The following is an 11665-nucleotide window of genomic DNA, read 5'->3' as shown; positions in this document are numbered from 1 at the left end:
TGCAGGCGACCTCGCCTGCACTTCTGCCGACTCGGGCGTTGTGGGACCTGCACTTCTGCCGACTCGGCCTGTTGTGCACGTCACACCGGCTTCCGGTTCACCCCCGGGAAGCGCCCGCGTAACGTCCTCGTTGCACTAGTCGAGCACGTCCGGTACCCACACCGGCCCCGTCACCGGGGTGGTCGGAGGGACTGGAACGGAAAGGCTGAGATATGGACGCTCCCCTCAAGATCGGTGTCGTCGGCGCTGGCCGCGTCGGTGCCGTCCTGGCCGCCGCGCTGCGGCGCGCCGGCCACGAGATCGCCGCCGTTGCCGGTGAGTCAGATGCCTCGCGAGGCCGGATCGCCGACCTCCTCCCGGGCGTCCGGGTCGCCAAGCCGACCGCTGTCTCCCGCGCCGCCGACGTACTCCTGCTCACCGTCCCCGACGACATGCTGGCCAATGTGGTCGAGATGCTGACCGCCTCGGGCGCCATCCGTCGCGGGCAGTACGTCGTCCACACCAGCGGCCGCCACGGGCTGGCCGTCCTGGAGCCGGCCAAGGGCGCCGGCGCGCACGTGGTCGCGCTGCACCCTGCGATGACCTTCACCGGTACCGCGGTCGACCTCGACCGGCTGAGCCCGATCTCTGGGGTGGGCTGCGTCTTCGGCCTCACCGCCGCCACCGCCGACCGGGCCTTCGCCGAGCGGCTGGTCGCCGACCTCGGCGGCCGGCCGATGTGGGTGCCCGAGGAGATGCGCACGCTCTACCACGCCGGGCTCGCCCACGGCGCCAACCACCTCGTCACGCTGGTGAGCGAGGCGATGGAGATCCTCACCGCCGCCGGTGCCACCGACCCGGCCGGCACCCTCCGGCCGCTGCTGCAGGCAGCGCTCGACAACGCCCTGGAGTCCGGCGACGCCGCGCTCACCGGTCCGATCGTGCGCGGCGACATCGGCACCGTCGCCGCCCATCTGGAGGACCTGCGCAGCAACGCCCCGACGATGCTGCCGTCCTATCTTGCGATGGCCCGCGCCACGCTCGACCGCGCGGTCGCCGATGGCAGGCTGCTGCCGATCCGCGCCGCCCGGCTGCGCGACGTGCTCGACGGCGCTGCCGCCGGCGACTGGGACGACGTGCTCGACCGGAGCGCGTGGGCGTGAGCCTTCACGTCGAGTCACCGACACTGGGCACCGAGCCGGTGCTGGCCAGCACCCGCGAGGAGCTCGCCACCTTCCTCGGGAAGCGTGCCGGCCAGGTCGCGCTGGTGCCCACCATGGGCGCCCTCCACGAGGGTCACGCCTCGCTGATGCGGCTCGCCCGCGAGCACGCCGACACCGTTGTGGTCAGCATCTTCGTCAACCCGCTGCAGTTCGGCGAGGGTGAGGACCTCGATCGCTACCCGCGCACCCTCGACGCCGACCTCGTCATCGCCGAGAAGGAGGGCGTCGACGTCGTCTTCGCGCCCGCCGTCGAGGAGATGTACGCCGGCGGCCTCGGTACCGCCATGACCACGGTCACCCCCGGCGACCTGGCCGACATCCTCGAGGGCGCCTCCCGCCCAGGCCACTTCCGCGGCGTGCTGACGGTCGTCGCCAAGCTCTTCGGCCTGGTCCGCCCCGACGTCGCGGTCTTCGGGCAGAAGGACTACCAGCAGCTCGCCCTCATCACCCGGATGGCGGCCGACCTCAACCTGGGCATCGAGATCATCGGCGCGCCGACCCAGCGCGAGCCCGACGGGCTGGCGCTCTCCAGCCGCAACCGCTACCTCACCGCCGATCAGCGGCAGACCGCCGCCGCCCTGAGCCGGGCTCTGCGCGCGGCCCAGGAGCGGGCGGCGTACGGCGTTCCCGCGGCCCGCCGGGCCGCCAAGAGCGTCCTGAAGGGGGAGCCGGGCATCGAGCTCGACTACCTCGCCCTCCGGGCCCCGGACCTCGGCGAGATCGCCGACCACCCCGAGCCTGGCAGCCAGGGCCGGATCCTGGTCGCCGCCAAGGTCGGCGCCACCCGGCTCATCGACAACATGGAGCTGAGATTCTGATGCTGCGCACCATGATGAAGTCAAAGATCCACCGCGCCACCGTGACCCAGGCCGACCTCCACTACGTCGGCTCCGTCACCGTCGACCAGGACCTGCTGGACGCCGCCGACCTGCTCCCCGGCGAACTGGTCCACATCGTCGACATCACCAACGGCGCCCGACTGGAGACCTACACCATCGCCGGGCCGCGGGGCAGCGGCGTCCTCGGTATCAACGGCGCCGCCGCCCACCTGGTCCACCCCGGCGACCTCGTCATCCTCATCGGCTACGCCCAGATGACCACCGAGGAGGCTCGCGAGCTGCGCCCCCACGTCGTCTTCGTCGACGCCGACAACCGGGTGGTCAGCCTCGGCAGCGACCCTGCCGAGGCCCTTGCCGGGAGCGGGCTGCTGAGCGGCTCGGCCGTCAGGTGACGCGCCGCCGATCCTTCTCTTGCTGAGCGGTAGTCTCCGCAGGTGACATCACAGATCACCCGACGGCTCCCCGGCCGTCTCGCCGCCCCGGAGCCGGGCTGGATGTCCAGGGCCGATGTCGTCATCGTCGGCTCCGGCATCGCCGGGCTGACCGCCGCGCTGCGACTGCGCGGGAGTGTCGAGACCATCGCCGTCGTGACCAAGGACGTGCTCGCGGCCGGCTCCACCAACTGGGCCCAGGGCGGCATCGCGGCGGCGCTCGGCCCCGGCGACAGCCCCGACCAGCATGAGGCGGACACCCTGGTCGCCGGTGCCGGCGCCTGCGACCTCGACGCCGTACGGGTGCTGGTCAACGAAGGCCCCGACGCGGTCCGGGAGCTGATCAGCTGGGGCGCGAACTTCGACAAGGGCGACGACGGCACGCTGTCCCTGGGCATGGAGGGTGGCCACCACCGGCACCGGATCGCCCACGCCAACGGCGACGCCACCGGTGCCGAGGTCCAGCGCGCTCTCATCGCCGCGGTCCGGGCCGCCCCCGAGATCACCCTCGTCGAGCACGCCCTCGCCGTCGATCTGCTGCTCGCCGAGGACGGCGGCGTCGCCGGCCTGACCCTGCACGTGGTGGGCGACGGGCAGCCGGACGGCGTCGGCGCGGTCCACGCCCGGGCCGTCGTACTCGCCTCCGGCGGGCTCGGCCAGGTCTTCACCCAGACCACCAACCCGGCCGTCTCCACCGCCGACGGCATGGCGCTGGCGCTGCGGGCCGGCGCCCGGCTGCGGGACCTGGAGTTCGTCCAGTTCCACCCCACGGTGATGTACCTCGGCCCCGACTCCCACGGCCAGCAGCCGCTCATCTCCGAGGCGGTCCGCGGTGAGGGCGCCTTCCTCGTCGACTGGGACGGCGAGCGCTTCATGCGGGGCGTCCACGAGCTCGCCGACCTGGCCCCGCGTGACGTGGTCTCCAAGGCGATCATGAAGCGGATGATCGAGACCGGCCACCCCAACATGTGGCTCGACGCTCGTCACCTGGGCAAGGAGGAGTGGGAGCACCGCTTCCCCAACATCCTGGCCTCCTGCCGCAGCCACGGCGTCGACCCGCTCACCGACCTCATTCCCGTCGCGCCGGCGTGCCACTACGCCTCCGGCGGCGTCCACACCGATCTGTGGGGCAGGTCGAGCCTTCCCGGGCTCTACGCCACCGGCGAGGTCGCCTGCTCCGGCGTCCACGGCGCCAACCGGCTGGCCTCCAACTCGCTGCTGGAGGGTCTGGTCTTCTCCCGGCGCATCGCCGAGGTGCTTCCCGGCGAGCTCCGGCCCTGGGCCGCCCCGGTCGCTGACGACCCCAGGGAGGTCGGCCTGGTCTCCGGCGCGGTCCGCCGCGAGCTGCAGGAGGCGATGACCACCAGAGTGGGCGTGCTGCGCGGTGTCGCCGGCATCGCCGAGGCCGCCACCGTGCTCGACAAGCTGGCGACGGTGCCGGCCGAGGTCATCGACCACGACGCCTGGGAGACCACCAACCTGCTCACCGTCTCAGCCGCGCTCGCCGAGGCGGCCGCCCGGCGTGAGGAGACCCGCGGCTCGCACTGGCGTGAGGACTTCCCCGAGCGCGACGACGAGCACTTCGCCGGTCACTTCGACACCACCATGGCCGACGGCGAGACCACCGTGGTCTTCACCGCCTCGCCCGCCACCGACGGAGGACTCGCGTGATCCCCGCTCGCCCCGACTACCAAGAGCTGCCTGCCGGCCTGGTCGCCGAGCTCGCCGACGCCGGGATCGAGGTCGCCGACCTGTACGACGACATCGCGCGCGCCATCGACGAGGACCTGCCCGGCGCCGACGTCACCAGTGACGCCACCATCCCGGCCGACGCCCGCACCGCTGGCGACTTCGCGGCCCGGGAGGCCGGCGTCGTGGCCGGCCTCGGCATCGCCGAGCTGGTCTTCCGCTACGTGCTCGGCGACGACGTCACGATCACCGACAGAGTCCCCGACGGCACCAAGGTCGCTCCCGGCGACGTACTGATGCGGGTCGCCGGCCCGACTCGCGGCCTGCTCACCGCCGAGCGCACCGCGCTCAACTTCGCCTGCCACCTCTCCGGTATCGCCACGGCCACCGCGCGGTGGGTCGAGGCCCTGGCAGGCACCCGCGCCAAGGTCCTCGACACCCGCAAGACGCTGCCCGGCTACCGCGCCCTGCAGAAGTACGCGGTGCGCTGCGGCGGCGGCCTCAACCACCGCTTCTCGCTCTCCGACATGGCGCTGGTCAAGGACAACCACGTCATCGCGGCGGGGGGAGTGGTGCCGGCCTACCAGGCCGTGCGGGCGGCGTACCCCGACCTGCCGGTCGAGGTCGAGGTGACCGACCTCGACCAGCTGCGCGACCTGCTCGAGGCAGGCTGCGATCGCATCATGCTCGACAACATGAGCAGCGAGGTGATGCGCGAGGCGGTGGCCATCACCGCCGGCCGCGCCAGCCTCGAGGCATCCGGTGGGCTGACCTACGAACGGGCGAGGGAGGTCGCCGAGACCGGCGTCGACTTCATTTCCGTCGGCGCACTGACACATTCGGTCAAGGTGTTTGACATCGGGTTTGACCTCGACGAGGCATGGCCATGAGTTTGCTCGCCGTCGATATCGGCAACAGTCACACCATCTTGGGAATCGTCGCCGACGGCGAGGTGAGCGCCGACTGGCGAGTGGCGACCGATGAGCGTAACACCGCCGACGAATGGGCGGTGCTCTTGCGTGGCCTGGTCGGTGACTGGCTCGACCGGATCGACGGCATTGTCGTGTGTGCCACGGTGCCGGCTGTTCTTCACGAATGGCGTGACATGCTGGCACGGCATTTCTCCGCCGCCCCCTACGTTGTCGTCGAGCCGGGTATTCGCACCGGAATCCCCATTCAGATGGACAACCCCAGAGAGGTGGGCACCGACCGCATCTGCAACGCGCTCGCCGCGCTCACCGGCTATGGCGGGCCCTGCATCATCGTCGACTTCGGCGGCACCGCCACCACATTCGACGTGGTCAACGCCAAGGGCGCCTACGTCGGCGGCGCCATCGCCCCGGGCATCGAGCTCGGCATCCAGGCCCTCGGTCGGCGCGGCGCCCAGCTACGCGAGGTCGAGTTGACCAGGCCCCGCTCGCCGATTGCCAAGAACACCGTCGAGGCGTTGCAGTCAGGTCTGTTCTTCGGTGTCGCGGCACAGGTCGAGGGGCTTGTCGCGCGAATGATCGACGCGCTCGGCGAATCGGTCGGAGAAGTCGAGGTGATCGCCACCGGCTATCTCGCCGGACTGGTCATCGGCGAGTGCCGCTGTTTCACCCAGCACGCGCCCTGGCTCACCCTGCAGGGCCTGGAAATGGTGTACACGCGCAACCTCTAATCGCTATTCGTGTGGAATATGTGCGATGATCCCGTCTGGTCCTGTTCCCGATTTCCAGCAAGGAATGCAGATATGGCTCAGAAGGTCCAGATCATCCTCGAGGACGACCTCGACGGCTCCGCCGCGACCGAGACGGTCTCCTTCGGCCTCGACGGCGCCTCCTACGAGATCGACCTCAACGCCACTCACGCCGCCGAACTGCGTGAGGCGCTGGCCGCCTACATCGGCCATGGCCGCAAGCTCGGCGGTGGCCGTCGCAGCCGCAAGGGCGCTGTCTCCGCCACCGGCACCCCCGCCGCCGAGATCCGTGCCTGGGCGAAGTCCAGCGGCCTCGACGTCCCCGAGCGCGGCCGGATCCCCGCCGACGTCCGCGCCGCCTTCGAGGCCGCCAACTGACGCCCAAAGCGCGGTGAGTGGCCCCAAACTGACACGCCTGGGACGCCGAGCGGTCGCAAACTGACCTCCCTGCCTCGCTCCTCGGGAGCAATTGGCGACCGCTCGGCTGGCGGGTGGGTCCCGGCTTGCCGTTCGTGCCATCCGGGCTCCGGCGCGGTCGAACCCCTGTCAGCGCGGGCCGCTCTTGGCCCGCTGTTCGCTATTGGCGGACGGGAACCTGGCTGTTACCTGGAACGCGTAGGCTGTCCGCGGGGGTTGTAACTCCTGACAGGACCTCTCCACAGATCGCGGGGAGCGCCCGAGTTCGTTGAGGAGCGATGCGCATGTTCGAGCGGTTCACTGACCGAGCCCGTCGGGTGGTCGTGCTGGCCCAGGAAGAGGCCCGCATGCTCTCCCACAACTACATCGGCACCGAGCACATCCTGCTCGGTCTCATCCACGAGGGTGAGGGTGTCGCCGCCAAGGCGCTGGAGAGCCTCGACATCTCGCTCGAGGCGGTGCGCGCTCAGGTCGAGGAGATCATCGGCCAGGGTCAGCAGGCGCCGTCGGGGCATATCCCTTTCACCCCACGAGCCAAGAAGGTGCTCGAGCTCTCGTTGCGCGAGGCGCTGCAGCTCGGCCACTCCTATATCGGCACCGAGCACATCCTGCTCGGCCTGATCCGTGAGGGCGAGGGCGTCGCCGCCCAAGTGCTGCAGAAGCTCGGCGCCGACCTCAACCGGGTCCGCCAGCAGGTCATCCAACTGCTCTCCGGCTTCCAGGGCAAGGAGTCGGCGCAGTCGGCGGCGGCCACCGCCGGCGGCTCCTCCGACGCACCGAGCTCGAGCCTGGTGCTCGACCAGTTCGGCCGCAACCTGACCCAGGACGCCCGCGAGGGCAAGCTCGACCCGATCATCGGCCGCCAGCCGCAGATCGAGCGGGTCATGCAAGTGCTCTCGCGGCGTACCAAGAACAACCCGGTTCTCATCGGCGAGCCCGGCGTCGGCAAGACCTCCATCGTCGAAGGGCTGGCCCAGGACATCGTCAAGGGCAACGTGCCCGAGACGCTGAAGGACAAGCAGATCTACACCCTCGACCTGGGTGCGCTGGTCGCCGGCTCCCGCTACCGCGGTGACTTCGAGGAGCGCCTGAAGAAGGTGCTCAAGGAGATCCGCACCCGCGGCGACATCGTGCTGTTCATCGACGAGATCCACACCCTCGTCGGCGCCGGCGCCGCCGAGGGCGCCATCGACGCGGCCTCGATCCTGAAGCCGATGCTGGCCCGCGGCGAGCTGCAGACCATCGGCGCCACCACGCTCGACGAATACCGGAAGTACCTCGAGAAGGACGCCGCGCTGGAGCGTCGCTTCCAGCCGATCCAGGTGCCCGAGCCGTCGATCGCCGAGACCATCGAGATGCTCAAGGGCCTGCGCGACCGCTACGAGGCGCACCACCGGGTCACCATCACCGACGAGGCGCTGGTGAGCGCGGCGACGCTGGCCGACCGCTACATCTCCGACCGGTTCCTGCCCGACAAGGCCATCGACCTCATCGACGAGGCCGGCTCCCGGCTGCGGATCCGCCGGATGACGGCACCCGCGGACCTGCGGGAGTACGACGAGAAGATCGCCGAGGTGCGCGCCCGCAAGGAGGCCGCCATCGACGGTCAGGACTTCGAGGCCGCGGCCCGGCTGCGCGACGAGGAGAAGCAGCTCATCCTCAAGAAGGCCGAGCGCGAGAAGGCCTGGCGTGCCGGCGACATGGACGAGGTCGCCGAGGTCGACGAGGAGCTGATCGCCGAGGTGCTGGCCGTGGCGACCGGCATCCCGATCGTGAAGCTCTCGGAGGAGGAGTCCACCCGGCTGCTCAAGATGGAGGACGAGCTCCACAAGCGCGTCATCGGCCAGGACGAGGCGGTCAAGGCGCTCAGCCGGGCCATCCGTCGTACCCGTGCCGGACTGAAGGACCCCAAGCGCCCCGGTGGCTCGTTCATCTTCGCCGGCCCCTCCGGCGTCGGGAAGACCTGGCTGTCCAAGACGCTGGCGGAGTTCCTCTTCGGCGACGAGGACGCGCTGATCCAGCTCGACATGAGCGAGTTCGGCGAGAAGCACACCGTCTCGCGGCTGTTCGGCTCGCCGCCCGGATATGTCGGCTACGAGGAGGGCGGCCAGCTCACCGAGAAGGTGCGCCGCAAGCCGTTCTCGGTCGTGCTCTTCGACGAGGTCGAGAAGGCCCACCCGGACATCTTCAACAGCCTGCTGCAGATCCTGGAGGAGGGTCGACTGACCGACTCCCAGGGCCGGGTCGTGGACTTCAAGAACACCGTCATCATCATGACGACCAACCTCGGCACCAGGGACATCGCGAAGTCGGTCAACCTGGGCTTCCAGCAGGCCAACGACGCGGCCGGCTCCTACGAGCGGATGAAGTCGAAGGTGGCCGACGAGCTCAAGCAGCACTTCCGCCCGGAGTTCCTCAACCGTGTCGACGAGATCATCGTGTTCCCGCCGCTGTCGCAGGAGCAGATCATCAACATGGTCGACAACATGATCGCCGCCGTCGAGGTCAGGCTGAAGGACCGCGACATGGGCCTCGAGCTGACCTCCGCTGCCAAGGAGCTGCTCGCCGAGCGGGGCTTCGACCCGGTGCTGGGTGCCCGGCCGCTGCGTCGTACGGTCCAGCGCGAGATCGAGGACGTGCTCGCCGAGAAGATGCTCTACGGCGAGGTCGGCCCCGGCCAGATCGTGCTGGTCGACGTGGAGGGCGAGGGCCCGTCGCGGACCTTCACCTTCGCCGGCCAGAAGGTCTCGGCGCTGCCCGACGCCCCACCGCTGGAGGCGGCCGGCGTCGGCGAGATCGAGCTGGACACCCCGCCTGCGGAGTAGGCCTCACCAAGACGGCGCCCCAGGACCCGAGCGGGTCCCGGGGCGCCGTCTCGTAACTACCCGGGCAACGCGTAGGTCTGCGGGCCGACCTGGACCGCGAGCCCGTCGGTCAGCAGCCCCGCCAGTGCCCGCTCGCGCTGCTCGACCTTGTCCCAGACCAGGTCGAGGCGGCGCTTGTGGACCGGGCCGTCGGCGTCGCGCAGCACCGCCAGCAGCCGACCCCGGCACTGGCGGTCGGTGCCGGCCCAGGTCTGTGCCTTCCGCTCTGGTCCGGCGTACGCCGGCCGGCCGGCGCTATACCAGGCGCACTCGGCGACCACCGGGCAGTCGGCGCAGCTCGGCGCGGTCGCAGTGCAGACCAGTGCGCCCAGCTCCATCACCGCCACCGACCACACCGCCGCGGTCTCCTCGCCAGGCAGCACCGAGGCGGCCAACTCCCGCTCGGCCCTGGTGACGCTCGGCGCCGGCAGCTCCTCGCCGGCCAGCAGCCGCGCGAACACCCGGCGCACGTTGGTGTCGAGTACGACGTGCCGGCGGCCGAACCCGAACGAGGCGATCGCGGCAGCGGTGTAGTCGCCGACGCCCGGCAGCCCGATCAGGTCGTCGTACTCCGCCGGGACCTCGCCGCCATGCCGCTCGACGATCACACCCGCCGCGGCGTGGAGTCGCAGCGCCCGGCGCGGGTAGCCGAGCCTGCCCCAGGCACGCACCGCCTCACCCGAGGGCTCGGCCGCCAGCGAGGCCGGCGTCGGCCAGCGGGTCAGCCACGCCTCGTGGACCGGCAGCACCCGGGCGACCGGGGTCTGCTGCAGCATGAACTCGCTGACCATCACCGACCACGGCCCGGCCTCCGGCCGCCGCCACGGGAGGTCACGCTGGTGGACGTCGTACCAGCCCAGGATCGCCTCGTGGATGTTCCCGTGCACAGGCCCGATTCTGCCCTCCTCGGTGTGGCACCCCGACCGCCAGGGTGATGCCTCCTACCCTGACCGCATGACGACGCTGACCCGTGGGCGACTGCCCGCCTCGGTCTACTGGCGTCGTCGTCTCGTGCTGCTCACCATCGTGCTGCTCCTCGTTGCCGGCGCTATCCGGCTGTTCGGTGGCAGCGGCAACGAGGCGGCCGAGAAGGGGGCACCGGTCTCGGCGACGACGAGAGCGACCTACGGCCCGTCGGCGCCCACCCAGTCGGCCACCGTGGTGGAGACCCCGGTGGACAGTCCGGTGGCCACTCCAGAGGCCACCCCGACCGCGCCGGCCACGTCGGAGCTGCCGGCCCCGACTGGAAAGTGCTCCGACGACGACGTCATCATCGCGCCCAGCGTCCCCGACCCCCAGGCCACCAAGCCGGTCCTGGTCAACCTCACGCTGCGAACCGAGATCGCCAACTCCTGCCTGTGGCAGATCAGCCCGGAGTCGGTGCAACTGCGCATCACCTCTGGCAAGGACCGGATCTGGTCCACGATCGACTGCGCCACGGCGGTGCCCGACCAGGTGCTGGTGCTGCGTCGGGAGACCGACACCACCGTCGGGATCAAGTGGAACGCCCGGCGCTCCGACGAGGAGTGCTCGAAGCACACCGCCTGGGCGCTGCCGGGCTTCTACCACGTCACCGTCTCGCCGCTCGGGGGTGAGCCCACCGACCTGCAGTTCGAGCTGACCATCCCCCATGACTCGCCGTCTTCGGCCGCGACCGATGCTGCGGCGAGCGTTGCGGCGACTGCTGCGGCGACCGACCCGGCCGACCCTGCGGCGACGGCCCAGGCGACGCCGAGCCAGGGCACGAAGGCCAAGAAGAAGGGCAAGAAGCGCGCCAACCTTGGCTAAGAGCTCCCGGCCCGACCTCTTCGTGCTGACCCTCGACGGCATGGAGCAGTCGGCGGTCGACCTCGCCGATCCGACCCGGCTGGTCTTCGACTACGTACGTCGCATCGGCGATGTCATCGACCGACTGCCGACCGGACCGCTGCGCGTCGTCCACGTCGGGGGAGCGGCCATGACGCTGCCGCGCTATGTCGCCGCGACTCGGCCGCGGTCCTCTCAGATCGTGCTCGAGCCCGATGCCGAGGTCGTCGCACTGGTCCGCGCCGAGGCCCCGCTGCCCAAGCGCAGCGGCATTCGGGTTCGTGAGATCGACGGCCTGACCGGGGTCGCGGCGTTGGCGCCCGACTCCGCCGACCTGCTCATCCTCGACGCCTTCGCCGGCGGCGTGGTCCCGGCCGAGCTAACGTCACTGGCCTTCTTCGCCGAGGTACGGCGGGTGCTGGGCGAGACCGGCGTGCTGGTCGCCAACCTGACCGATGCCGCGCCGTTCCCGCGGGTCCGGGACGCGGTCGCGGGGCTGCGCGCTGTCTTCGCGGAGGTGGTGATCGGCATCGAGCCGGCCACCCTGAAGGCGCGGCGACCCGGCAACCTGCTGGTCGTCGCCGGCCCGGCCCTCGGTGAGCCCTTCGGGGCGCCGGCCCCGTCGTCGTACCGGATCTTCACGGGGACGAAGGTGTCGGACTCCTTCGGTGGCGGCTCCGCCGAGTAGTCCTTGATGGCCCCTCGAGAAGTCTCTGATGGCCCTTCGAGTAGTCCCTGA

At 70.7% G+C, this 11665-nt stretch carries 11 protein-coding genes; 10 read left to right on the top strand and 1 reads right to left on the bottom strand.

Features of this window, described 5'->3' with window-relative positions:
- Positions 1–212: 212 nt before the first annotated feature.
- The 8 genes from QM595_RS09205 (at position 213) to QM595_RS09170 (ending at position 9081) form a co-directional block, all read left to right on the top strand.
- Positions 213–1142, top strand: a complete 930-nt coding sequence (locus tag QM595_RS09205; protein WP_415171249.1) for a Rossmann-like and DUF2520 domain-containing protein — start codon at positions 213–215, stop codon at positions 1140–1142.
- Positions 1139–2020, top strand: coding sequence for a pantoate--beta-alanine ligase (gene panC, locus QM595_RS09200; protein WP_415171248.1), 882 nt, complete (start codon positions 1139–1141; stop codon positions 2018–2020). The genes QM595_RS09205 and panC overlap by 4 nt, the downstream gene beginning before the upstream one ends.
- Entirely contained in the window at positions 2020–2433 is a 414-nt protein-coding gene (panD, locus tag QM595_RS09195; RefSeq protein ID WP_415171247.1) for an aspartate 1-decarboxylase, read from the top strand. Before panC ends, panD begins: the two co-directional genes overlap by 1 nt.
- Before the next feature lie 42 nt (positions 2434–2475).
- The gene (locus QM595_RS09190) at positions 2476–4143 is read left to right on the top strand and encodes an L-aspartate oxidase (protein ID WP_415171246.1); all 1668 of its coding nucleotides are present in this window, start codon (positions 2476–2478) and stop codon (positions 4141–4143) included.
- Positions 4140–5051: a carboxylating nicotinate-nucleotide diphosphorylase gene (gene nadC / locus QM595_RS09185; RefSeq protein ID WP_415171245.1), complete on the top strand. Its 912-nt coding sequence runs from the start codon at positions 4140–4142 to the stop codon at positions 5049–5051. Before QM595_RS09190 ends, nadC begins: the two co-directional genes overlap by 4 nt.
- Entirely contained in the window at positions 5048–5821 is a 774-nt protein-coding gene (locus QM595_RS09180) for a type III pantothenate kinase (protein ID WP_415171244.1), read from the top strand. Before nadC ends, QM595_RS09180 begins: the two co-directional genes overlap by 4 nt.
- A gap of 72 nt (positions 5822–5893) precedes the next feature.
- A complete protein-coding gene (locus tag QM595_RS09175) occupies positions 5894–6217 on the top strand; it encodes a histone-like nucleoid-structuring protein Lsr2 (protein WP_415171243.1) in 324 nt (107 codons plus the stop codon).
- Positions 6218–6540: 323 nt separating this feature from the next.
- Complete coding sequence (locus tag QM595_RS09170; RefSeq protein WP_415171242.1) at positions 6541–9081, top strand: ATP-dependent Clp protease ATP-binding subunit; 2541 nt, start codon at positions 6541–6543, stop codon at positions 9079–9081.
- A gap of 56 nt (positions 9082–9137) precedes the next feature.
- Here the strand turns inward: QM595_RS09170 and QM595_RS09165 are convergent, their stop codons facing one another.
- The gene (locus QM595_RS09165) at positions 9138–10007 is read right to left on the bottom strand and encodes an A/G-specific adenine glycosylase (protein WP_415171241.1); all 870 of its coding nucleotides are present in this window, start codon (positions 10005–10007) and stop codon (positions 9138–9140) included.
- Positions 10008–10074: 67 nt separating this feature from the next.
- On the opposite strand from QM595_RS09165, the gene QM595_RS09160 reads away from it, so the two are divergent.
- Entirely contained in the window at positions 10075–10908 is an 834-nt protein-coding gene (locus QM595_RS09160) for a hypothetical protein (RefSeq protein WP_415171240.1), read from the top strand.
- Positions 10901–11614, top strand: a complete 714-nt coding sequence (locus tag QM595_RS09155; RefSeq protein ID WP_415171239.1) for a spermidine synthase — start codon at positions 10901–10903, stop codon at positions 11612–11614. Before QM595_RS09160 ends, QM595_RS09155 begins: the two co-directional genes overlap by 8 nt.
- The last annotated feature ends 51 nt before the right edge of the window (positions 11615–11665 follow it).

The organism is Nocardioides sp. (assembly GCF_047607185.1).
Taxonomy (GTDB): Bacteria; Actinomycetota; Actinomycetes; order Propionibacteriales; family Nocardioidaceae; genus Nocardioides.
Note: the sequence above shows the minus strand (reverse complement) of the source record. Positions and strands in the feature narration are given on the sequence as shown.

Bases quoted from the DNA above. Each gene is read 5' to 3' on its own strand.
- QM595_RS09160 (WP_415171240.1), top strand. From the start codon at position 10,075: ATGACGACGCTGACCCGTGGGCGACTGCCCGCCTCGGTCTACTGGCGT.
- QM595_RS09170 (WP_415171242.1), top strand. From the start codon at position 6,541: ATGTTCGAGCGGTTCACTGACCGAGCCCGTCGGGTGGTCGTGCTGGCC.
- QM595_RS09175 (WP_415171243.1), top strand. From the start codon at position 5,894: ATGGCTCAGAAGGTCCAGATCATCCTCGAGGACGACCTCGACGGCTCC.
- panD (WP_415171247.1), top strand. From the start codon at position 2,020: ATGCTGCGCACCATGATGAAGTCAAAGATCCACCGCGCCACCGTGACC.
- QM595_RS09180 (WP_415171244.1), top strand. From the start codon at position 5,048: ATGAGTTTGCTCGCCGTCGATATCGGCAACAGTCACACCATCTTGGGA.
- QM595_RS09205 (WP_415171249.1), top strand. From the start codon at position 213: ATGGACGCTCCCCTCAAGATCGGTGTCGTCGGCGCTGGCCGCGTCGGT.